We start from the raw sequence: 20942 nt of genomic DNA on the forward strand, positions 1-20942 counted from the left end.
GCCGCATTTGGAGCAAAAGGACATCATACTTAAGCTGACACTTAGCGGTCATTAGGAGATTTGCAAACAATTGGCATGGAAAGGCCAATACGGACACTTTCCTCCGCTTATAAATAAAATCAACATTCACATATTGTGAACTTTATGCATCTCTGCTACAGTTCACATAATGTGAACTGGAGCTCAAATGCACGTCATCTCAAGAAAGCCATTTAACGATGCGGCGAAGAAATACCCGAACGATGCTCATGCACTGGTATCCACCTATCGCACCCTCCGTTCCGGCTTTTTCAGGATATCTGAAGAGCTCAAGCAGGTTTTCCCTAGCTTAGATAACTTTAAATATCGTGACAAATGGTATGTCATAGACATAGGGGGCAATAATTTACGAATGATAGCGTTTATCGAGTTTAAGGATAATCGCATGTATGTTAAGCATATTTCTACGCATAGTGAGTACGATAAATTGTGTGACAAATATCGACGGGAGAGAGAATAATGAATCTGCAATTCGTAATACAAAAGGCTGACGCGCTGCTTCATGAAGCCCGATTCATTAGTCATATCTATGATGAACAGGACTACCAAAACGCGCTGGACATGATGGATATACTGATTGATGACTACGACAATCAGAAACCCTTAATCAACATATTGGCAAATAGCATTGAGCAATGGGAAGATAACGATGAGGGATTTGAAGCGTTCAATGCGCAGGTAAAAGCCCTCGATTCAGATGTTGCAGTGCTAAAAGTTCTAATCGCCCAATACAACTTGAAAGCATCTGATCTTGAAAATGAGATTGGTAGCAAAAGCTTAGTGTCGATGATTCTAAATGGTACAAGAAACCTAACGACAAAGCATATTCGCGCTTTATCTAAACGTTTTCATCTAGACCCTGCAATCTTCATTAATATCGTGAGATAAGGAATAGCCTGACTTTCTTTCAGGCAGCTTTCGAATAAAATACTGGCCGCTTTACTCAGTATATTACGCCGGCATAGAATTAAATGGTTCAAGTTCTTAACCGGTCGTTTCGTTGATACTCAACGCCATCGCTTCAGCAATTTTTATCCCATCAATAGCCGCTGACATAATACCGCCGGCGTAACCTGCGCCTTCCCCTGCTGGGAATAAGCCTTTTGTATTAATGCTTTGGTACACATCATTACGCTTAATGCTGATTGGAGCGGATGTGCGTGTTTCGACGCCGGTTAACAGCGCATCTTCTAAAGCAAAACCGTGTATTTTTTTGTTGAACGCGGGAATCGCTTCTCTAATGGCATCAATACAAAAACTTGGTAACGCATCCGCTAAGTCGGTGAGTTTAATGCCCGGTTTAAAGGAAGGTTTAACTTGCCCTACGGCCTGTGAAGATTTTCCCTTTAAAAAGTCACCCACCTTTTGTGCGGGTGCATCGTAGTTGCTACCGCCCATGGTGTATGCGTGACTCTCAAGTTGGCGTTGGAACTCTATACCGGCTAACGGTCCGCCTGGGTAATCGGATGGATCAATACCAACTACTATGGCGCTGTTGGCGTTGCGCTCATTGCGTGAATACTGGCTCATGCCATTGGTGACAACTCGGTTTTCTTCTGAAGTAGCGGCGACCACTGTGCCACCTGGGCACATGCAAAAGCTGTAAACTGAGCGGCCATTTTTACAATGGTGAACCAGTTTGTAATCGGCTGCGCCTAGTATTTTGTTGCCAGCATTGGGACCAAAGCGGGCTTTATCGATCATTGACTGTTCATGTTCTATACGGAAGCCTACGGAGAAGGGTTTGGCTTCAATATAAACACCCTTTTCATGCAGCATCTCAAAGGTGTCGCGGGCACTGTGGCCAACGGCTAAACCAATGTGCTTAGACTTCAGTTGCTCGCCACTTGCAAGTGTTACGCCGGTAATTTGCCCGTCATTTATTTCAATATCATCAACGCGTGCGCTAAAACGAATCTCTCCGCCTAGCTCAAGAATGGTTGCGCGCATTTGTTCGACCATGGTGACCAATCGAAAGGTGCCAATGTGAGGCTTGCTGACATACATAATTTCTTCTGGTGCGCCTGCGGAGACAAATTCAGTCAACACTTTACGCCCATATTGCTTTGGGTCTTTGACTTGGCTATATAACTTGCCGTCAGAAAAAGTGCCTGCGCCACCTTCACCAAACTGTACATTTGATTCGGTATTAAGCTCTTTTTTGCGCCAAAAACCAAAGGTATCTTTGGTTCGTTCTCGCACTTCTTTACCGCGTTCAAGCACGATTGGCTTATAACCCATTTGTGCAAGTGTTAATGCGGCGAGTAAGCCACAAGGTCCAAAACCTATAATGATTGGCCGCTCTTTTAAATCGATCGGCGCGTTGGCTACATAATGATAGTTTAAATCGGGTGTTGCTTTAATTTGATTATTGTCGGCAAACTTATCAAGCAATAGGTCATTTAGTTTGGTGTCTACATCTAAGGTATAAATTAACCAAATATTTGTCTTTTTACGTGCATCATAACCTCGACGAAATACATTAAGCTCTAGCAAATCAGATTTATCGATTCCCAACGTATCTAAAACTGCTTGTTCGAGCGCGGTATCTGTATGGTCAAGAGGCAGCTTAATGTTAGATAAACGAATCATGGTGGAAATCCTGATAGAGTAAAATATTGAGGTTAAATAAAGTTTTAGAGATAAAAAAAGCGATTCAACAGAATCGCTTTTTAGTCACTGGTGGTTCAACTTAGAAGTGTGCAGTTGCACCTAAGAAGAAGCCATTAACGCCAACTTCAGAAGCGAAGTCAGAAGTATCTGCGCCTAATGTAGAATCACCGATGGTCATGTTGAAGCTACGGAAACCGCCTTCAAGACCAAACTTAACCAACATATTAGTTGGTAATGGTGCATACCAAGTGCCTTTGATGTTCCAATCAGAAATCTTAGTGTCACCTAGTGGTAATGTGGCAAGTTCACCAGATACTTTAACGCCAACGCCAGGAATAGTACCGCCTACACTAAGGTAACCCATAGGTACGATAAGTGGCGTAGAGCCTATTTGGAAAGGAGCATCAACTTTTTTCTCATTTCCTGCTAACTGACCTGTAGCACTAAAGCCACCCATCATTGAACGAATATTCAAACCAAAATCGATATCAACAACTGGAAGCGGTAAACCAAAAGTAAGCGCCATATCTAAATGGGATAAATCTAACTTAGACTCAACATCACCATTCATTTCGAACGTCTGTCCATAAACAACTTCGTCGATTGTTAGGTTATTTTTACCTTCAATCACCAAGCTTTCATACTTTAACTTTACATCAGGAAGTACTGGTAATGATATTGATGCCCAACCATAAAAGCCATTGTTTGCATCCATGTTTAGACCATAAGATGGACTAACACCAGTGGCGCCGGTTTTACTATCAAGTACGAACATATCATTCGCCAAGTTACTTCCAGAACCTAGAGAGTTGATGTTATAACCAACACCGCCATCGATATTAATTAATACTTTCGCAGAAGCCATAGGTACTGTCGCGGCGATTGCTGCAGTAATTAACAATTTTTTCATTATTTATTCCTCAATTAAGTGACGACAAACGCTAACAATGTAGAAGCTATTTGCGGACAGTGCAATTTTGTCTTTCATTATAGCCTAAATAGTTAGACCTATACGACGTGCAACTTCAATGTAACTCTCTACAACGCCGCCTAAACCCTGTCGAAAACGGTCTTTATCAAGTTTTTCTAGGGTTTGGGCATCCCATAGTCGGCAGCCGTCTGGCGAAAATTCATCACCTAGCACCACTCGACCTTCGAAAACACCAAACTCTAGCTTGTAATCGACTAAGATCATATTTCCTGCGGCGAATAAATCTTTTAAAACAGTATTCACCTTAAAGGTTAATTCTTTCATTTGCGCTATTTGGTCTTTGTTCGCCCAACCAAATGTTTCGATATGATAGTCATTGATCATTGGGTCATGCAAAGCATCGTTTTTTAAGAAAAACTCAAAAATAGGTGGATTAACCTCTAACCCTTCTTCGACACCTAAACGACGCACTAAACTGCCTGCAGCTCGGTTACGAACAACGCACTCTACCGGCATCATCTTAAGGTTACGCACTAAAGATTCATGGTCTGAGAGCAACTTCACAAAATGCGTCTCTATTCCGGCATTTTGTAGCTTTTCCATGACGTAGGCATTAAATAAGTTGTTAACACGGCCTTTGTTGTCGAGTTGCTCAATTCGCTCTCCATCAAAGGCTGAGGTATCGTTTCGAAACTCAAGAACCATAAGATTTTCATCAGCGGTCGTGTGTACTGTTTTAGCTTTGCCTGCGTATAAAACGCCTGTTTTTTCCATCTGGAAAGACCTCGTTAGGGTTTAAACATGTCGCAGTGAACGACTCCACTGCGATAATTCATTCTTTGGTGACATCAAGCCAATCACAACCGTCGGCCTGAGTTAACATCAACACTGAGACATTTTGATTGACCAGCGCTGCCTCTACCGCATTTATAGCAAGTTGTTCATCATTATTCTGCTCGCTAATGTGAGAAATTAATACCTGCGACAACATGTCTTTATCGACACTGTTTAGCAACTCTACCGCTTGTTGATTACTCAAATGGCCATAATCACCACCGACTCGCTTTTTTAAACTGTAAGGGTAAGGGCCATCTAACAGCATTTGCGGGTCATGGTTGCATTCTAGCATTAACAAGTTGCAGTGTTTATAGACTTCTTTAACATGCTCGGTAATTGAGCCTAGGTCTGTTAGTAAGCCCACGCGAACACCTGATGCATGGAACACAAATTGAGTGGGTTCGGTAGCATCATGAGGTACGGTCACGGGTTCAACGCTAATATCGCCGATAGTGTACTTTTCATGAGGGTTAAGTACCTGATGCGTAGGCACATCTCGCTTGAAAAAACGAGCAGTGCCCGCGCTTGCCCATAAAGGGATGCTGTACTTATTCGCCAGCATAGGCGCACCTTTAAGGTGATCACCATGTTCGTGAGTCACAAAAATGGCACTAAGATCTCCAGGGGATACACCTTTGACTGCAAGCCGTTGCTCTACGTCCTTTAAACCAAAACCACAATCGATCAAAAGCGTAGTCGCATTAGCCTGTATTAGCGTGGCGTTGCCTTTACTGCCGCTACCTAAAGAGGCAACTCTTATCATTTAGCTTACTCTGCCCATTGATCTAATAACGCAGAAAAAACTCTTTCTACTTCGCTAGCTTCGGGTATGGCATCATCGGCCGATTCAAGGCTTAACACCGTATACTGTCCACTAGGAATCAAGACTAAAGACAAAGGCTCTGTTTTCTTCGTAAACAAACGTTTAAAAAAACCTTTTCCAGCCTTAGTTCCGCCGAGCTCAAATCGGTATTCTGAGCGGTTGCGATCACTGGTTTGAATGCCTTGGTCATTAAGCGCTTGGTCAACAAGCTCCCAACTCGTAGCCGTATTGCGGTTAAGTTTTAAGGTTTTTTGACCCAAGCTGTTAACTATTTCTTCAACAGTAAAGGAAGTTCGTAAGGCCGAATCTTCTTCGGCGCTAATATCGACGGTTAGACGAGCTACGTTAATCTCGGTCAACTCTACCGACGCTGGCGCATCTGCTGGCAAGGGTAAATGATCATCTTTACTTGCTATGCTCGCATCGTATTCGACGATTGTTGGGTTTGAGCCACAAGCAACTATCAGACTTATAAAGAGTGAGATTGCACCTACTTTGAATGATTTCATTTAATTAGAGTATTCCAGATTCCATTAATGCTTTTGTGACAGTTTCATGATGCGATTCATCTAAGGGTACTAAGGGTAAGCGAATACCTGAAGGAATAAGACCCATGATATTCAAAGCCCATTTGACGGGTACTGGATTCGAATCAACAAACAAATCTTTATGTAACGGCATTAGGCTCTCATTTAAACGCTCAGCAAGGACTTTATCGCCTTCTAGTGCTGCTTTGCACATACTGGCCATTGCTTTTGGTGAGACGTTAGCGGTCACTGAAATGTCACCGTGCCAACCAGCCAACATGAATTCCAGTGCGGTTGAATCATCGCCACTGTACAGCGCGAAATCGGCTGGCAAGTGAGTTTTATAGAATATAGCTCGTTCCATTTCACCCGTTGCTTCTTTGATACCTACAATGTTTTTAATACTGGCTAAACGTAGCGTCGTTTCTGGCAGTAGATCTACCGCTGTTCGCCCTGGTACATTATACAGAATTTGAGGGATATCAACGGTTTCAGCGATGGTTTTGTAGTGCTGATATAATCCTTCTTGAGACGGCTTATTATAATAAGGCGTAACGATAAGTGCAGCATCCGCTCCGGCATCTTTTGCAGCTTGAGTCAGATGAATCGCTTCACGGGTCGAGTTGCCGCCAGTACCTGCTATCACTGGGATGCGTGATTGGCATTTATCGACGGTAAAACGAATGGCTTCTTCGTGCTCTTTCATGTCAAGTGTCGATGATTCGCCTGTGGTACCGACAACGACGATTGCTGCTGTACCATTTTCTATATGAAACTCAATCAAATCTTCGAAACTCTGCCATGCAACGCTCCCATCTGGGTTCATAGGCGTCACAATTGCAACCAAGCTGCCAGTTATCATAATCTTGCTACTCTTTTATAGAATTATGCCAATGGTACTGAGGGGTTTAAGTCAGTACAAGCGAGAAAACTGGCAAAACGAAAATATTGAGCCATACTGATTAATCCTTGATCAATATTTTCAAATAATCTGATCCAAACGGAGGAAGGCATGGTTCAGGAAGGACAAGTAATACCCGACTTCATCGTTCCAGCAACGAGTCACAAAAACATTCAATTGCGAGCACTACGCGGATATCGTGTTTTATTGTACTTCTACCCGAAAGACAATACGCCCGGCTGCACTATTGAAAATCAAGATTTTGCGGCGAACTACCCGCGTTTTAAGGCGAAAAATATCTTAGTCTTTGGTGTTAGCCGCGACACTCTCGAAACCCATGAGGCGTTCAAAGAGCAACAATCTCTACCGTTTGAATTAATTTCCGATCACGATGGTAAATTATGTGATTTATTCGGTGTATTGCGTGAAAAAGAGCTCTTTGGCACCCAAATATTAAGTGTCAGCCGCAGTACCTTCCTTATAAACGACCAAGGCACTCTTGAAAAAGCATGGCGTGATATTGAGGTCAGAGAACACGTTCACAAGGTTATTGCTGTAATAGAAGCAGAAGAAGGTAAACGCACAGGGACTAACTAAGCCCCTGTATTTTCAAGCTCCTGATGCTTAGGCCATGCATTAAAAATAGCCTTAACTAAGGTTGCCAATGGAATGGCAAAGAACACCCCCCAAAAACCCCAAACGCCACCAAAAATAATCACCGCGACAATGATGGCGACTGGGTGCAAGTTTACGGCCTCTGAGAACAGCAATGGAACTAACACGTTACCATCGAGCATTTGAATAATTAAATAGGCTATCAGCACGCTGTATAAATCTGGCGTAAAGCCCCATTGCAGTACACCCGCCGCAAAAACGGGAATGGTGACAAATATTGCTCCAATATAGGGCACTAGTACAGATAGACCGATTAGTACGGCTAGCAACGCTGCATATTCCAGACCGAGAATCTGCAAGGTGATATAGGATACCCCGCCGACAATAAGAATCTCTACCGCTTTACCGCGTATGTAGTTTGCAATCTGTATGTTCATTTCAGATGCAATTTGATTCATTAATCGGCGCCGTTCCGGCAATATGTTTTTAAAACTGCCCCACAACTGCTCTCTATCTTTGAGCAAAAAGAACACCATCAAAGGTACGACAATCGCGTAAACTAAAAATGAAATTAGGCTTGGTATCGTATATAACGAGAAGCTCAGGACATCTGGCAGCCAGAGCGATAACTGCTGCCCCACTTTCTTCAGATCAAAGCTTGTAACCCACTGACCAACAACTTCATCAGAAAACAAATCTGGGAAGCGCATTGGTAAGCTTGCTATTTCAGTTTGTAACAAGCCCATCATACGTGGCACGTCTGCTACCAAACTACTCACTTGGCGCACTAACGAAGGGATAAGGATCAACAAAGATACTGTCACCAAGCCAAAGAAACAGAGAAAAACCAACGTCACTGCAATTGAATGAGGTATTTTAAAACGCTCTATTTTATCGATTAGTGGTGATAACAAATAAGCAATGATCACGGCTGCGAACATTGGCGTTAGTATTTTTCCGAACCAATAAAGTAAGAAAAAGAAGATCAAAAATAAGAAAAACAGTATGACGGCTTCCTCATCGGAAAAGTAGCGATGGAAGAAATCAGTAACTACACGATAGAGCTTCAAATCATTGACCCTTTTCAATCAAAAAATAGTATTCATTATCTCGCGCTTGATGCTCGTGCAAAGTATGGGCTGTTAACTTAATAAATGCGGGGATATCTCGCATTGCACCGGCATCGGTCGCCAACACTTCAATACAGTCACCAACCACTAGACTCGACAAGCTTTGCTTAAGCTTTAACAAAGGTAGTGGGCAACGCAGCCCTCTCGCATCAAGTGTTTGGTCCGGGGTTGTTTTACAACTCAATTACAAGCCTCAAATGTCTATTCTAGGAAGTTTAGTTATTATTGTCGCACATGTAACCAATCTATAAATAGATTTTACTTCGCGCATTCACAAACAAGGCACTATATATGTTGGTACGGTTATTTTCCGCCCTGCTTTTTACTTGCTTAAGCATCAATGCTTGGGGGGACTTCGGTGACCAACCACTAGACTGGACACAGAAAGACTCAGATACCTTTCGCGATTATGCGGTTCGCCAATTAAACTCCAAAGGCAGTATTAAAAACAACTACTGGGCGCATTATTGGTTAACGCAAAAAATTCAGCAATTTCAAATCAGTGAATTGCGCATTGCTCAGGCTCCTCAACCGATTCTCATCAATAACAGCACCATAAATGCCTTTGCTTTACCAGGCAACCTGATTGGCATACACACAGGGCTTTGGCGCTTCGCACAGACTGAAGACGAGTTTTTATCGGTATTGGCTCATGAGATGGGACACATTTCATTAAACCACTTTACGCGCTTAAGCGCCGACCGTGCTCAGAAAGGCTGGATTATTGTCTCAGGTATCGTTTTATCAATGCTATTGGCCAATGATAACCCCGAAGCAGCCAATGCTACCTTGTTGAGTTCATTTGCAGCGGCAAGCCAACAAAACCTCAGTTTTAGCCAAGCGATGGAGCTAGAAGCTGATCAGTTTGGTCAAGATCTTCTTAAGCAGCAGGGTTATAACAGCCAAGCTGGCCGTCACTTCTTTGCCCGATTGGACCAACAAACTTTTGCGAACACTCAAACTGAGTTTTTACGGTCGCATCCATTAGGGTCGACTCGTTCAGCTAAGCTTGGTTCATATTCAAATGACGCTAACCGATCTTCATTGCCTGGCGTTTTTGATCTAATCAATCTGTTAGTGTTAGACCACGATCAAAATAAAACCGGCCTTCAACTCCAGCAGTGGTCAGATGCCATAGACAATCAAGCGCCTTTACCGCCTTTTGCACTAACAAACGACCCCCACTATACATACGCACTGAGTCTACATCGCTATCAGAATTCAAGCTCTGATAGCCAATTATTAACCGAATTGACAACACTCGTTGATCAACATCCGAGCTTCTACCCTGGCTGGCTAACAGCCCTTCGTGTTGCACTGATGTTGAAGCATGATTCAAGCTGCGATCTTTGGCAAACCATGCCAAAAGACATCCTCAACAGCCCTCTCAGTTTAGATGCGCTAGAAACCGTGGCACAAGCAAGTGCTCTCTGCCAGCCGACAGCAGCAGCCCAATGGCAGGCAACTTACTATTGGCAATCGGGTCAGGAAGAAAAGGCACTCGCTCTACTGCGAAATGCCTTAGGGAAGGAACATAATACGAATCAATTGGCCCGTTTAAAGAGCCAATTGCTGCAACTGAATGAGCTTTATGATCGTTTGCGTTGACTTGCAAAGTCGAGCATTCGATTCAAAGGGATTGCGGCTTTCTTAATTAATTCAGCTGACACAAACACTTCATTGTTAGGCGCATCTAGCTCTGCTTTGATGCGTTCTAAGTCGTTCATGGCCATCCAAGGGCAATGAGCACAGCTGCGACATTGCGCTCCAGAGCCACCTGTTGGCGCCTCTATAAACGACTTCTTTGGTGAACGTTGCTGCATTTTATAAAAAATACCGCGATCTGTCGCCACAATGAATTGAGGGTTAGGCAAGGTTGCCGAGGCTTCTAATAGTTGTGTTGTTGAGCCGACAACGTCTGCGATTTCAATGACGGCATCTGGCGATTCAGGATGCACCAATATCGCTGCATCTGGGTACATCGCCTTCATCTCAAGCAAGCCTTGAGCTTTAAACTCTTCGTGAACAATACAGCTGCCATTCCAAAGCAACATGTCGGCCCCGGTTTTCTTTTGAACATAGCCGCCCAAATGCTGATCGGGTGCCCAAAGGATTTTTTCACCTTGTCGATCAAGGTGATCAACGATATCTAATGCAATACTGGAGGTCACGACCCAATCTGCACGAGCCTTAACGGCCGCTGAGGTGTTGGCATACACCACAACTGTGCGATCGGGGTGTTCATCACAAAAGGCGCTGAACTCTTCAATTGGGCAGCCAAGATCAAGTGAACAGGTCGCTTCTAAGGTTGGCATTAGAATGCGTTTTTCTGGGCTGAGTATTTTGGACGTTTCGCCCATAAATTTAACACCGGCGACCATGACTGTATCGGCTTTAACGTCACGACCATAACGCGCCATCTCTAGCGAATCACCAATAAAACCGCCTGATTTCTCAGCCAAGGCTTGAACTAACGGGTCTGTATAATAATGAGCCACTAACACCGCATTCTGTGCTTTCAAACGATCTATGATTTCTTCGTTTAAACGCTCAACTTCCTGATGACTTAACTCAGAGGTACGCTGGGCAACGGGTACGTCAAAATTAACAATGAGGTCGGATAATTGGTTTAAAGTTTTCATATGACTCGATAGGTGGGTAGATTAGGTTATTCTAACAGGCACAAAAAAGGAGAGCTAGGCTCTCCTTTCTTTAAAAGTTGGTGGGTCGTGTGCGACTCGAACGCACGACCAATTGGTTAAAAGCCAACTGCTCTACCAACTGAGCTAACGACCCTTTTCTTGTCGGTATTTTACAAAGCGAAATCCACAATTTCAAGTAAAATCAACCACTTACATTCAATTTCTTAAGTGGTGGGTCGTGTGCGACTCGAACGCACGACCAATTGGTTAAAAGCCAACTGCTCTACCAACTGAGCTAACGACCCCCGAAAGAGGCGCATATAATATTGAAATTTCCTGCTAACGCAAGACTTTAATGAAAAAAAATTGTCCAAGTCGTTGTTTTTTAAAGATATTAAAAGGAATTTCCAATCAATAATCGGCTACAGCCCCCATGTAATGTAGCTCAAACCGTAAAATAACGAGTTGGATCTGCAATGCCTGCATCTTCAAAACCTTTGATGCGTAAGCGGCAAGAATCGCACTTTCCACAAGCCTCACCTTCATCATTGGCCTGGTAACAGCTCACCGTCACAGAATAATCAACACCTAAGCTGTGCCCCAATTCAATCGTTTGCGCCTTACTTAACTCCATTAATGGTGTGATTATTTTCATTGACTTACCTTCTACACCACGTTTTGTAGCCAAATTTGCCAAAGTCTCAAAAGCCGAAATGTATTCCGGACGACAATCTGGATAGCCAGAATAGTCAACCGAACTGACGCCTATACAAATAGCGTCGGCATCAAGCACTTCAGCCCAACCCAGCGCAATAGATAGAAAAACCGTGTTGCGCGCAGGCACATAGGTTGCGGGGATACCCTCTGTCTCTTCTTCAGGTACCTCGATACTATCGTCCGTTAAAGCTGATCCGCCGATACTGCGTAAATTCATCGGTACAATTTTATGTTCGGTTACAGCGAATTGAGCAGCAACTCTTTTTGCCGCCTCTAGCTCTGAATCATGTCGCTGACCATAGTCGAAGCTCAACGCGAACACCTCATAGCCATCTGCCTGAGTTTTGGCGATGACAGTGGTCGAGTCGAGCCCGCCGCTTAATAGAACGACTGCTTTACGTTTCATCTGGATTACCTAATTAAATTTGAAGGGTATTTTAAGTGATATCGACAAGGTAAGAAATAAAATGAACGAAACGGCATAACATTAAGACAAAAAACCACCTTCATGTCACTGCTGTCCCATAAATATCATACTTTAGACGGGGTTCAGCGGCCCACCGCTTGCAATTTCGGTCACCATAAACTCGTCCATGAGGGCTTGATTTAAACATCCATGTTTCAAACACCGAATTCCAAGCAATGGGCCGCTTTAAACTATCAAACAGCAGTGGCCTCCATGTGGCTTTTTTATTGGGCGTTTAGCCGTGCAGTCGCTAGTTTGGCACTTTGTGTACCAGGAAACTCTTTGATCACTCGATTAAAATACTGTTCTGCAGAGGCTGCATTGCTGGCTTGTTGAGCAATAACACCCAGCTTATAAAGCGAGTCTGGCATTTTGTCGTGATCACTATAATCACTGACAATTCGTTCGAATGCTTTTTGCGCACCGGTGGTATCGCGTTGCACTAAATATATTTCACCAATCCAATACCAGGAGTTTGGCGTTAATGGATGCTCAGGGTATTGCTTCGTAAACACAGATAGCTGTGCGATTGCTTTATCGAAGTCTCGCTCGCGCATTAAATCTTTTGCTTGATTATATTGCGCCAGGATATCCTCATCGGATAGTGCCTCGTTTGATGTAGCGCTCTCTAAGCGTGTTTCAGCTCCAGTCGGCCGAGAAGCTACTTGCTCCTGCAATGACATGATACGGCGATCTAGATCAACGTAACGCTCTTTCTGCTCTTGCTGCAACACCTGAACTTGATAATGAAGTTCTTCGATGATGCCGCGCTGTTCTGCGACAAGCGATTGTAAATCTTGTAATTGGAACAGCAGTGACTCAAGCACAGCATTATCCGCCGTAGCCGTAGGGGCTTGGCGATTCAACGGGACTGCGTCAGTACTCCGAGCGACATGATCTGCTTGGGACTGTACAACAGGCACCGCCGCATAAACTGGGGCTGTCATAAACGAAAAAGTGCCGCCCAAAAGGGCAGCACTTATTATCTTATACATTAGATGCATATTAGCTCAGCTTACTTGTATACGATTTGAACTCGACGGTTCTCAGCATAGTTAGCTTCAGTTTTACCTAAAGATAACGGCTTCTCTTCACCGTAGCTTACTACGTCGATTTGAGCAGCAGAAACACCCTTCAACTGTAGGTATGTTGCAACTTGCTTAGAACGATTTTCACCTAAACCTAAGTTGTATTCACGAGTTCCACGCTCATCAGCATGACCTTCAAGAACAACGTTTTGGTTAGGGTTGTTCATTAAGAACATCGCATGTGCATCTAACATCATGATGAAATCTTGACGGATAGATGATTTATCGAAATCGAAGAAAACCAACGTCTGGTCAAGCAATGCTTGATCGATGTCGCTTACCATGTCGTCAACTTCAACCATCGCGTCAGATTCAACTTGTTCAATATCTAGAACAATTTCTTCATCTACGACTAGCTCAACAACTGGCTCTACTGTCGCAGTGCCTGTTGATTCAGTTGTGTTTGATGTATCTTCGTCTTGTGTGTTACCGCCACAGGCGACTAGTACAAGAGCTGAAGAGAATACTGCAGCAGTAAATAATTTGGATTTAGCCATTTTACTATCCCATCTTCTGATTTATTGTTTGTCCGTTAACTTTATTCTAAGTTCGGCCGACTTGTCTATCTTGAACTGCTTTTAAACTTAGTTCAAGTACGGAGACCACGCGGGCTCCAATACATCGCCAAAATCAGACCTCATTTGGTTGGTTACTTGACCATCGAGTGAAACCCAAGCAAGAACGCCTCGAGAATCTCTTTGGGTTGCATAAACCAACATCGTACCGTTTGGAGCAATCGAAGGAGATTCATCTAAGTTCGTCTGAGTTAAGATTCGTATGTCACGAGTCGCTAAATCCATAGCGGCTATGTGAAAACGACCTTCAAACTGATGAACAAAAACTAAATACTTCCCATCGGTGCTATAACGAGCACGCAAATTTTGTGATCCCTCGAATGTTAATCGCTCTGAACGCTTGCTGGCAAGGTCATATCTGTAAATTTGTGGTCTACCTCCCTTTTCTGAGGTAAAAACAAGCGATTTTGCGTCTGGAGAGAAGCTAGGCTCGGTATCTATATAGCTATTTCTGGTGATTCGCTCCGATTTTCCTGATTGAAAATCGTATAAATAGATTTCAGGACTATTCTTATTGCTCGACACATAGGCCAAATATCTGCCGTCAGGCGAAAAGGCTGGCGCACTAGTATAACCTTGAGCATCCGAAATTGAACGAACTTGGCCACTTGCCAGCTCTTGAATAAATATTTTCCAGCGATCACCTACTTTGTTGGCGAAAGCTATCTTTTTACCATCGTGAGCCCAAGCGACTGAAATGATTGGCTCTCTTGATTTATAGATGGTTCGCGCTCGCTGCCCATCGGCATCGGCAACTTGCAAACGATAGTCAAACTCGTCCTCCCCTAATGCTTTACGGGTCACGAAGGCTATTTTGGTTGAAAAGATACCTTTTACCCCGGTAATGCGCTCGTAGAACAAATCGGAGATTGAGTGGGAGAATTCACGTAACTGATAAATGCCTATATTTTGAGTCACTCGCACCATGCGTGTTTGTTTCACCACATCATATAAGGCAACTTGCACTTTAACCTGGTTAGCCTGCAATGGTTCTAAAGTGCCAATGACTAAATACTCTTGACCTAACAACTGCCAATCACGAAAAAACACACCCTCTTCTGTTGACGGCTGGCTTAACATTTCGCTTGGCGCTAGCGGCTCAAATCGGCCTGTGCGCACAAAATTATTTGTTAGGGTGTTTTCGATTCTCTCTGGCAACACTGTTGAACCAGACCAAAAGAACGGCACCACGGCTATGCGTGTTTTGGTGTCATAGCCCTTTGTAACCACAATTTCTAAATCACCATAGGCTGGCAGCATTAGGGTCATTAAAAAGAACACACTTAAAGTCGACACTAGGCGTCTAACATTCATGGCGCAATTAAATCCTCTGGTATAAAAGTAATAATAAGGCTTCGGAAACCACCGGCTTCGAATACCGTTGGGTCATCTGGCACATTGAATCGACGAACGCGCTCAATTGCCCTAAGGACAGATTGATCATAGGTCGCCATGCCACTGCTTTCAACTAAAGTCACCGCGGCTAATTCACCTGTTGGTAAAAGCTGTACTGAAACCTTAGCTTCTAAGTCGGTTAAATCTTTCAATCTTAATTCGGCCGGTCGAGACCAGCGTTGTGATATTTGCTGGGTAATGGCAGCCGTATAGTTATCAATTTCCAAGCCAATTTGCTCTGCGCGGATTTTTTGCGCGTCTAATTCGGCTAACTTATCGACAATTTTGGCATCTTCAGCATCTAAATCTGCTAAAAAGTCATCAAACAATGCCGCTTCTTGTGCTGCTTGATCTGCTGCGGCTTTGGCAGCAGCCTTGGCAATTTCTTCTGGACCTGGTGTTACGACTGCGGGCTCTGCTTTAACCGGTTCTGGCTTTGAAGTTAGTTCCTTAGGTACGGTTACTTCTGGTTGTTTAACCACCGTTTCTTTTGGCTTAACCACAGGAGCTGGTTTTGGCTTCGGTTTTTCGACAGGCTTTGGAGCTGGCTTGGTCACGGGTGCTGGCTTTGGCCTAGCGACAGGCTTGGGTTCAGGTTTCGCGATCGTCACTACTTCCGCACGGATAGAATTGGGTATTTCAAAGGCTTTTGGTTTATTTGACGAAAAACTCCACGAGCTAAACACTATAACAGCAACAACGATATGTACGGTTATCGCCAGTACAATAGGAACACTAAACCCTTTAAATGGATCAACCCATTGTTCACTCATTGGGCGCCTCTGTTATCAAACCAACTGACTCCATACCCGCTGCTTGCAAACTCGACATAACCGTCATGACTCGACCGTAAGGCACTGAAGAATCGGCTCGCAACAAAACTTGTAGCCCAGGCTGCTGCTTGCGAATGCCAGAAACATAATTAGCAACGCCTGCGTCATCGACCTTAGCTGGTTCTTCATCACCACGCTCGATCAATGCCTGACCTTCTTTAGTCAAGGCAATAATAAGGTGCTGTTCTTTTTCATCAATAGTCAAAGGCGACGAAGACACTTTAGGCACATCGACCTCAACACCTTGAATGAGCATGGGCGCGGTCACCATAAAAATAATAAGCAACACCAACATTACGTCGATGTAAGGCACTACGTTCATTTCTGCGACCGGTTTACGGCGTTTACGAAGCAGCATGATTACGCACCTTGCTTTTTAGTTTGGTTGGCCAAAATATGCGTTTGACGGTGCAATATCGCGGCAAACTCTTCGGCGAAGATATCCAAGTTTCCGAGCATTTTGTCGGCGCGTGCAGAAAAGTTATTGTAGGCAATTACGGCAGGAATGGCGGCGAACAAACCCATTGCCGTAGCGATCAAAGCTTCAGCAATGCCTGGGGCTACCGTGGCAAGTGAAACCTGCGCTACCGACGCCAAGCCTAAAAAGGAATTCATAATGCCCCATACGGTCCCAAACAAACCGATATACGGACTTGTAGAGCCGACGGTCGCTAGAAAGGATAAGTGAGCATCGAGGCGTTCGGCCTCTTTACTTAAGGCGACTCGCATTGCTCGCTGACAACCTGCCATTATGGCGTCAGAGTCGGTCACATTTTGTGCGCGTAACCTTGAGAATTCTTTAAACCCGGCTCGAAAGAGAATTTCACCACCGTTGAGCTCATCTGGGTTTGCATTTACTTGGCGATATAGGTGCGCCAGATCAATGCCTGACCAAAACCGCTCTTCGAACTCAGCAAACCTCGTCGCAGCTGCCTTCATCACTTTCCGGCGCTCAAAGACAAAGACCCATGTTGAAATAGACAGGCCAACCAATACGAGCATTACTAATTTAACCAATAAAGAGGCATTGGCAATTAAATGCCAGTAAGACAACGTTTCGCCCACAAGATTTTCCTTACTATGAATAATGGTCTTAGGCTAAAGAAGTTCGCCAACTAATTCCAGCTACTTAGTGCGTGAAGGTGAATAATTTTCTAAGCCTTTGCAAACCAAGGGTTTCAACAAAGGCTAGATTAGGAGCTTTACTGGCTACTTTGATGGGGAGGTTTTAGATCAAAATGCAGGTAGGCAAGATCGGTTACAATGCGGCCGCGGGGGGTGCGCATTAAATAGCCCTGTTGAATTAAATAAGGTTCTACGACGTCTTCGATAGTATCGCGCTCTTCGCTGAGTGCCGTTGCAATGTTTTCAACACCCGCGGGGCCTCCACCAAACTTTTCTATTAAGGCTAATAGCACCCGTCTATCTAGTTGGTCGAACCCAGCCCGATCAACATTTAGTAAGTTAAGAGCGCCATCGGCTATGGCCTCGGTAACAAAACCTTCATGTCGGACTTCGGCGAAATCACGCACACGGCGCAACAACCGATTCGCAATTCGTGGTGTGCCACGTGAACGTCTAGCAATTTCGCGCGCGCCTGGCTGATCAATTTCAATATCGGTTTTCTCTGCCGATCGCATCACAATGGTAGTTAAGTCGGCTACTGAATAAAACTCTAGTCGCTCGACAATACCGAAACGATCACGCAATGGTGAAGTCAACAACCCAGCTCGCGTTGTGGCGCCCACCAAGGTAAACGGTGGCAAGTCTAATTTAATGCTGCGCGCTGCGGGCCCTTCACCGATCATGATGTCCAATTGATAGTCTTCCATCGCTGGGTACAAAATTTCTTCTATATGCGCCGAAAGCCGATGAATTTCATCGATAAACAGTACATCCCCTTCCTCCAAATTTGTCAGCATGGCGGCTAAATCACCTGCTTTTTCCAATACGGGGCCCGAGGTGGTTTTGATATTCACACCCATTTCATTAGCAATAATATTGGCTAACGTTGTTTTACCAAGGCCGGGAGGGCCAAATATTAAGGTGTGATCAAGGGGCTCTTCTCGCTTTTTAGCGGCACTTAAGAATATCTCCATTTTCTCACGCACGGCTGCCTGGCCAATGTAGTCTGCGAGCGTATCTGGACGAATCGCGCGATCTTGATTGGTTTCTCTCGGACTTTCCTCTACAGGGCTGATAAAGCGATCAGTTTCTATCATCTTCTCTCACTTAAAAACTTGGCTACTGCAAAGTAGCCAGGCCATTATGACGTTAAATAGCTTTTAATGCTGCGCGAATGATGGCTTCAGAAGTCATACCTTCAACGGCGACTTTCTCAACTGCCTTAGTCGCCTGAGCTGGCTTATAACCTAATGCTAACAAGGCACTTTCGGCATCTGCTAAGGCATCGTGGCGCTCGACTCGTGCAACTTGGGCCTCCAGTGGAGTCATCAACGCTGCACCGGCGGAGCCTAGTGCACTTAACTTATCTTTCATCTCGACAATGAGTCGTTCTGCGGTTTTTTTGCCAACACCCGGTATTTTCACTAAACCTCCCGGGTCTTGATCTTGGATACACTGAATAAAGCGCATGGTTTCCATGCCACTTAAAATAGCCAACGCAAGCTTTGGACCCACCCCACTAATTTTAATGAGTGTACGGAATAGAGTTCGCTCTTGCTCGGTATTAAAGCCATAAAGCACGTGGGCGTCTTCGCGTACCGCTAAATGCGTGTGCAATACCACGGTCTCACCAATGGCTGGTAGGGCAAACGCAGTCGATAGCGGTGCTTTTATCTCATAGCCAACACCGTGCACATCAACCAATAATTCCGGTGCTTTATTTTCAATCAAAATGCCAGATAGACGACCAATCATAATTCCCTCGGGTGATTTTCTTTGCGATAGGACGCAGTATTTAAAAACGCAGGCAATGACAAACGCCATTTAATCGCTGCAAAGCGTATAATCATAACTAGGCTAAAGCCGACCAGCATTGCTATATCGATGGGCATGCCCAATTTTTGAGAATAGTAGACCCAGATAGCGCCCGTTAAAGACGCGGTTGCATAAACATCTCGACGAAATATAAGCGGAATTTCATTCGCCATAATGTCGCGAATGATGCCACCAAAAATCCCTGAAGACATGCCCATCATAATAACAACTAGAGCAGGCATATCTAGGGCTATTGCGGTTTGTGTACCACTGACCGTAAAGGCAGCAAGACCAATAGCATCGGCATATAGCATCATTTGAAACGGTACGGCCACGAATTTGGCTAATAAAAACATGGCTAGGCCTGAAATGAGCGCAACATAGGCCAAGGTTAGGTCGCCAATCCAGGCTAAGGGCGCAACATTTAACAATAAGTCTCTTAATGTACCGCCACCCAGTGCAGATACAAATGACAATACCAGTACACCAAATAGATCAAAGCGATTTCGTGCCGCTTCTATGGCACCTGCCATTGCGAAGACAGCGACGCCAAATAGATCGATCCAATATAGCACTGACATTAGACGGCACGGCCTCTTCTTGAATGACTCGCGCCAGCAATGTTTATTAAACCGGCGTGGTTATATACATGACACAAGGCAATGGCCAATGCATCCGCGGCATCTTCTTGTGGCACCCCAGGTAGTTTTAAGATGGATTGCACCATATAACCCACCTGATCTTTGTTAGCATTACCGTTACCGGCGACCGATTGCTTTACTTTTCGGGCGGCATATTCATAAACTTCTAACTTAGCTTGTGTTGCTGCAATGATAGCAGCCCCTCGCGCTTGACCTAATTTAATAGCGGCATCGGGCCCTTTACCGAGAAACACTTGCTCGATGGCAAGACTTTGCGGACAAAATTCTTCAATAATTTGCGAGATGCTTTCGAAGATCAAATTAAGCCGAGCGGGTAAATCTGGCTCTTTATGCAAGCGAATGACGCCACTGGTGACGTAACTGGCTTTTTGACCCACTTGGTTAATTATGCCAAAGCCTGTCTTACGTGAACCTGGGTCTATCCCGAGAATTAAGGCCATGATAACTTATTCATTTTCAATAAAGGAGGCGTTGGTATAAACCGCCTGTACATCATCTAGATCTTCGAGCATATCGATCAATTTTTGCACTTGCTCTGCTTGCTCACCAACAACTTCTGCTTCAGTACTCGGCAACATGGTGACTTCGCCTTCAGGCTCATAGCCTGCTGCAACGAGCGCTTGCTTGACGGCTAAAAAGTCTTGCTGGCTAGTTCGAACTTCAAAACTGCCATCATCATTACTGATAACATCATCGGCACCGGCTTCCAATGTGATCTCCATAATGGCGTCTTCATTACCATTCTCGATAAACAACTGCCCTGCCGTTTCGAACAAAAACGCTACGGAGCCATCAGTGCCTAGATTGCCTTCACACTTAGTAAAAGCATGGCGGACATCACCCACAGTACGGTTTTTATTATCAGATAAGCACTTAACATAAACGGCAACACCACCGACGCCATAACCTTCGTAAGTCATCACTTCATAGGCGTCGCCTTCCATATTGCCGGCGCCACGAGCAACGGCTTTATCAATGGTGTCACGCTTCATGTTGGCCGTTAACGCTTTATCGATCACGCTGCGTAGCGTTGGGTTATCCTCAGGGTTCGGACCACCTTGTCGAGCTGCGACGACCAATTCACGAATTATTTTCGTGAAAACCTTGCCGCGCTTAGCATCTTGCGCCGCTTTACGATGACGAATATTTGCCCATTTACTGTGACCGGCCACGGTTTTATCCTCGTTCTGTTTGAGTGCCAATGCCAA

General features: G+C 44.5%; 25 protein-coding genes and 2 tRNA genes. 4 read left to right on the forward strand and 23 right to left on the reverse strand.

The features are described from left to right. The first annotated feature begins 187 nt into the window (after positions 1-187). On the forward strand, positions 188-499 hold the full coding sequence (locus ACI882_RS08995) for a type II toxin-antitoxin system HigB family toxin (protein WP_411745627.1): 312 nt from the start codon (positions 188-190) through the stop codon (positions 497-499). Next, positions 499-927, forward strand: a complete 429-nt coding sequence (locus tag ACI882_RS09000) for a helix-turn-helix domain-containing protein (protein ID WP_411745628.1) — start codon at positions 499-501, stop codon at positions 925-927. The genes ACI882_RS08995 and ACI882_RS09000 overlap by 1 nt, the downstream gene beginning before the upstream one ends. A gap of 96 nt (positions 928-1023) precedes the next feature. On the opposite strand, the gene ACI882_RS09005 is transcribed toward ACI882_RS09000, so the two are convergent. From ACI882_RS09005 to dapA, 6 genes are all read right to left on the reverse strand, one after another. After that, positions 1024-2631: an NAD(P)/FAD-dependent oxidoreductase gene (locus ACI882_RS09005; RefSeq protein WP_411745629.1), complete on the reverse strand. Its 1608-nt coding sequence runs from the start codon at positions 2629-2631 to the stop codon at positions 1024-1026. A gap of 100 nt (positions 2632-2731) precedes the next feature. Continuing rightward, positions 2732-3562, reverse strand: coding sequence for a hypothetical protein (locus ACI882_RS09010; protein WP_411745630.1), 831 nt, complete (start codon positions 3560-3562; stop codon positions 2732-2734). Positions 3563-3646: 84 nt separating this feature from the next. Next, on the reverse strand, positions 3647-4357 hold the full coding sequence (purC, locus tag ACI882_RS09015) for a phosphoribosylaminoimidazolesuccinocarboxamide synthase (RefSeq protein ID WP_411745631.1): 711 nt from the start codon (positions 4355-4357) through the stop codon (positions 3647-3649). Positions 4358-4415: 58 nt separating this feature from the next. Beyond that, complete coding sequence (locus ACI882_RS09020; RefSeq protein ID WP_411745632.1) at positions 4416-5183, reverse strand: MBL fold metallo-hydrolase; 768 nt, start codon at positions 5181-5183, stop codon at positions 4416-4418. A gap of 5 nt (positions 5184-5188) precedes the next feature. After that, positions 5189-5752 (reverse strand): hypothetical protein, encoded by a 564-nt coding sequence (locus ACI882_RS09025; RefSeq protein WP_411745633.1) that lies wholly within the window; start codon positions 5750-5752, stop codon positions 5189-5191. A gap of 4 nt (positions 5753-5756) precedes the next feature. After that, positions 5757-6632, reverse strand: a complete 876-nt coding sequence (gene dapA / locus ACI882_RS09030) for a 4-hydroxy-tetrahydrodipicolinate synthase (protein WP_411746770.1) — start codon at positions 6630-6632, stop codon at positions 5757-5759. A 150-nt stretch (positions 6633-6782) separates the two neighbouring features. Here dapA and ACI882_RS09035 point away from each other — a divergent pair, with 150 nt between their 5' ends. Next, a complete protein-coding gene (locus ACI882_RS09035; RefSeq protein ID WP_411745493.1) occupies positions 6783-7268 on the forward strand; it encodes a peroxiredoxin in 486 nt (161 codons plus the stop codon). On the opposite strand, the gene ACI882_RS09040 is transcribed toward ACI882_RS09035, so the two are convergent. Both ACI882_RS09040 and ACI882_RS09045 read right to left on the reverse strand, forming a co-directional pair. Continuing rightward, the gene (locus ACI882_RS09040; RefSeq protein ID WP_411745494.1) at positions 7265-8356 is read right to left on the reverse strand and encodes an AI-2E family transporter; all 1092 of its coding nucleotides are present in this window, start codon (positions 8354-8356) and stop codon (positions 7265-7267) included. The genes ACI882_RS09035 and ACI882_RS09040 overlap by 4 nt on opposite strands. A 1-nt stretch (position 8357) precedes the next feature. Further along, positions 8358-8600 (reverse strand): sulfurtransferase TusA family protein, encoded by a 243-nt coding sequence (locus ACI882_RS09045; RefSeq protein WP_411745495.1) that lies wholly within the window; start codon positions 8598-8600, stop codon positions 8358-8360. Positions 8601-8707: 107 nt separating this feature from the next. On the opposite strand from ACI882_RS09045, the gene ACI882_RS09050 reads away from it, so the two are divergent. After that, entirely contained in the window at positions 8708-10024 is a 1317-nt protein-coding gene (locus tag ACI882_RS09050) for a M48 family metallopeptidase (protein WP_411745496.1), read from the forward strand. Here ACI882_RS09050 and nadA read toward each other — a convergent pair. The 15 genes from nadA to ACI882_RS09125 form a co-directional block, all read right to left on the reverse strand. Continuing rightward, entirely contained in the window at positions 10006-11058 is a 1053-nt protein-coding gene (gene nadA / locus ACI882_RS09055) for a quinolinate synthase NadA (protein WP_411745497.1), read from the reverse strand. The two genes, ACI882_RS09050 and nadA, sit on opposite strands and share 19 nt — an antisense overlap. A gap of 78 nt (positions 11059-11136) precedes the next feature. Then, positions 11137-11212: transfer RNA gene (locus ACI882_RS09060), tRNA-Lys, on the reverse strand. A gap of 75 nt (positions 11213-11287) precedes the next feature. After that, positions 11288-11363: transfer RNA gene (locus tag ACI882_RS09065), tRNA-Lys, on the reverse strand. A gap of 140 nt (positions 11364-11503) precedes the next feature. Next, positions 11504-12181, reverse strand: a complete 678-nt coding sequence (gene queC / locus ACI882_RS09070; RefSeq protein WP_411745498.1) for a 7-cyano-7-deazaguanine synthase QueC — start codon at positions 12179-12181, stop codon at positions 11504-11506. A gap of 284 nt (positions 12182-12465) precedes the next feature. Next, a complete protein-coding gene (gene ybgF / locus ACI882_RS09075) occupies positions 12466-13188 on the reverse strand; it encodes a tol-pal system protein YbgF (protein ID WP_411745499.1) in 723 nt (240 codons plus the stop codon). Positions 13189-13256: 68 nt separating this feature from the next. Further along, positions 13257-13826: a peptidoglycan-associated lipoprotein Pal gene (pal, locus tag ACI882_RS09080; protein ID WP_411745500.1), complete on the reverse strand. Its 570-nt coding sequence runs from the start codon at positions 13824-13826 to the stop codon at positions 13257-13259. An 87-nt stretch (positions 13827-13913) separates the two neighbouring features. Further along, the gene (gene tolB / locus ACI882_RS09085) at positions 13914-15218 is read right to left on the reverse strand and encodes a Tol-Pal system beta propeller repeat protein TolB (RefSeq protein WP_411746925.1); all 1305 of its coding nucleotides are present in this window, start codon (positions 15216-15218) and stop codon (positions 13914-13916) included. Beyond that, on the reverse strand, positions 15215-16072 hold the full coding sequence (gene tolA / locus ACI882_RS09090) for a cell envelope integrity protein TolA (protein ID WP_411745720.1): 858 nt from the start codon (positions 16070-16072) through the stop codon (positions 15215-15217). Before tolA ends, tolB begins: the two co-directional genes overlap by 4 nt. Then, complete coding sequence (tolR, locus tag ACI882_RS09095) at positions 16065-16490, reverse strand: protein TolR (RefSeq protein WP_411745721.1); 426 nt, start codon at positions 16488-16490, stop codon at positions 16065-16067. Before tolR ends, tolA begins: the two co-directional genes overlap by 8 nt. Before the next feature lie 2 nt (positions 16491-16492). Then, complete coding sequence (gene tolQ / locus ACI882_RS09100; RefSeq protein ID WP_411745722.1) at positions 16493-17197, reverse strand: protein TolQ; 705 nt, start codon at positions 17195-17197, stop codon at positions 16493-16495. A gap of 137 nt (positions 17198-17334) precedes the next feature. Beyond that, positions 17335-18354: a Holliday junction branch migration DNA helicase RuvB gene (gene ruvB, locus ACI882_RS09105; RefSeq protein ID WP_411745723.1), complete on the reverse strand. Its 1020-nt coding sequence runs from the start codon at positions 18352-18354 to the stop codon at positions 17335-17337. Between the two features lie 52 nt (positions 18355-18406). Next, entirely contained in the window at positions 18407-19012 is a 606-nt protein-coding gene (gene ruvA, locus ACI882_RS09110) for a Holliday junction branch migration protein RuvA (protein ID WP_411745724.1), read from the reverse strand. Next, positions 19009-19653, reverse strand: a complete 645-nt coding sequence (locus tag ACI882_RS09115) for a trimeric intracellular cation channel family protein (RefSeq protein ID WP_411745725.1) — start codon at positions 19651-19653, stop codon at positions 19009-19011. The genes ruvA and ACI882_RS09115 overlap by 4 nt, the downstream gene beginning before the upstream one ends. Beyond that, entirely contained in the window at positions 19653-20174 is a 522-nt protein-coding gene (ruvC, locus tag ACI882_RS09120; protein WP_411745726.1) for a crossover junction endodeoxyribonuclease RuvC, read from the reverse strand. The genes ACI882_RS09115 and ruvC overlap by 1 nt, the downstream gene beginning before the upstream one ends. A gap of 6 nt (positions 20175-20180) precedes the next feature. Continuing rightward, a complete protein-coding gene (locus ACI882_RS09125; RefSeq protein ID WP_411745727.1) occupies positions 20181-20906 on the reverse strand; it encodes a YebC/PmpR family DNA-binding transcriptional regulator in 726 nt (241 codons plus the stop codon). Positions 20907-20942: the final 36 nt, after the last annotated feature.

The organism is Reinekea sp. (genome assembly GCF_046710285.1).
Lineage (GTDB): Bacteria > Pseudomonadota > Gammaproteobacteria > Pseudomonadales > Natronospirillaceae > Reinekea.

What these genes read in the sequence shown, in the direction of transcription:
- ACI882_RS08995 (WP_411745627.1), top strand. Translation starts at nt 188, where the DNA reads ATGCACGTCATCTCAAGAAAGCCATTTAACGATGCGGCGAAGAAATAC.
- ACI882_RS09000 (WP_411745628.1), top strand. Translation starts at nt 499, where the DNA reads ATGAATCTGCAATTCGTAATACAAAAGGCTGACGCGCTGCTTCATGAA.
- ACI882_RS09005 (WP_411745629.1), bottom strand. Translation starts at nt 2,631, where the DNA reads ATGATTCGTTTATCTAACATTAAGCTGCCTCTTGACCATACAGATACC.
- ACI882_RS09010 (WP_411745630.1), bottom strand. Translation starts at nt 3,562, where the DNA reads ATGAAAAAATTGTTAATTACTGCAGCAATCGCCGCGACAGTACCTATG.
- purC (WP_411745631.1), bottom strand. Translation starts at nt 4,357, where the DNA reads ATGGAAAAAACAGGCGTTTTATACGCAGGCAAAGCTAAAACAGTACAC.
- ACI882_RS09020 (WP_411745632.1), bottom strand. Translation starts at nt 5,183, where the DNA reads ATGATAAGAGTTGCCTCTTTAGGTAGCGGCAGTAAAGGCAACGCCACG.
- ACI882_RS09025 (WP_411745633.1), bottom strand. Translation starts at nt 5,752, where the DNA reads ATGAAATCATTCAAAGTAGGTGCAATCTCACTCTTTATAAGTCTGATA.
- dapA (WP_411746770.1), bottom strand. Translation starts at nt 6,632, where the DNA reads ATGATAACTGGCAGCTTGGTTGCAATTGTGACGCCTATGAACCCAGAT.
- ACI882_RS09035 (WP_411745493.1), top strand. Translation starts at nt 6,783, where the DNA reads ATGGTTCAGGAAGGACAAGTAATACCCGACTTCATCGTTCCAGCAACG.
- ACI882_RS09050 (WP_411745496.1), top strand. Translation starts at nt 8,708, where the DNA reads ATGTTGGTACGGTTATTTTCCGCCCTGCTTTTTACTTGCTTAAGCATC.
- nadA (WP_411745497.1), bottom strand. Translation starts at nt 11,058, where the DNA reads ATGAAAACTTTAAACCAATTATCCGACCTCATTGTTAATTTTGACGTA.
- queC (WP_411745498.1), bottom strand. Translation starts at nt 12,181, where the DNA reads ATGAAACGTAAAGCAGTCGTTCTATTAAGCGGCGGGCTCGACTCGACC.
- ybgF (WP_411745499.1), bottom strand. Translation starts at nt 13,188, where the DNA reads ATGACAGCCCCAGTTTATGCGGCGGTGCCTGTTGTACAGTCCCAAGCA.
- pal (WP_411745500.1), bottom strand. Translation starts at nt 13,826, where the DNA reads ATGGCTAAATCCAAATTATTTACTGCTGCAGTATTCTCTTCAGCTCTT.
- tolB (WP_411746925.1), bottom strand. Translation starts at nt 15,218, where the DNA reads ATGAATGTTAGACGCCTAGTGTCGACTTTAAGTGTGTTCTTTTTAATG.
- tolA (WP_411745720.1), bottom strand. Translation starts at nt 16,072, where the DNA reads ATGAGTGAACAATGGGTTGATCCATTTAAAGGGTTTAGTGTTCCTATT.
- tolR (WP_411745721.1), bottom strand. Translation starts at nt 16,490, where the DNA reads ATGCTGCTTCGTAAACGCCGTAAACCGGTCGCAGAAATGAACGTAGTG.
- ruvB (WP_411745723.1), bottom strand. Translation starts at nt 18,354, where the DNA reads ATGATAGAAACTGATCGCTTTATCAGCCCTGTAGAGGAAAGTCCGAGA.
- ruvA (WP_411745724.1), bottom strand. Translation starts at nt 19,012, where the DNA reads ATGATTGGTCGTCTATCTGGCATTTTGATTGAAAATAAAGCACCGGAA.
- ACI882_RS09115 (WP_411745725.1), bottom strand. Translation starts at nt 19,653, where the DNA reads ATGTCAGTGCTATATTGGATCGATCTATTTGGCGTCGCTGTCTTCGCA.
- ruvC (WP_411745726.1), bottom strand. Translation starts at nt 20,174, where the DNA reads ATGGCCTTAATTCTCGGGATAGACCCAGGTTCACGTAAGACAGGCTTT.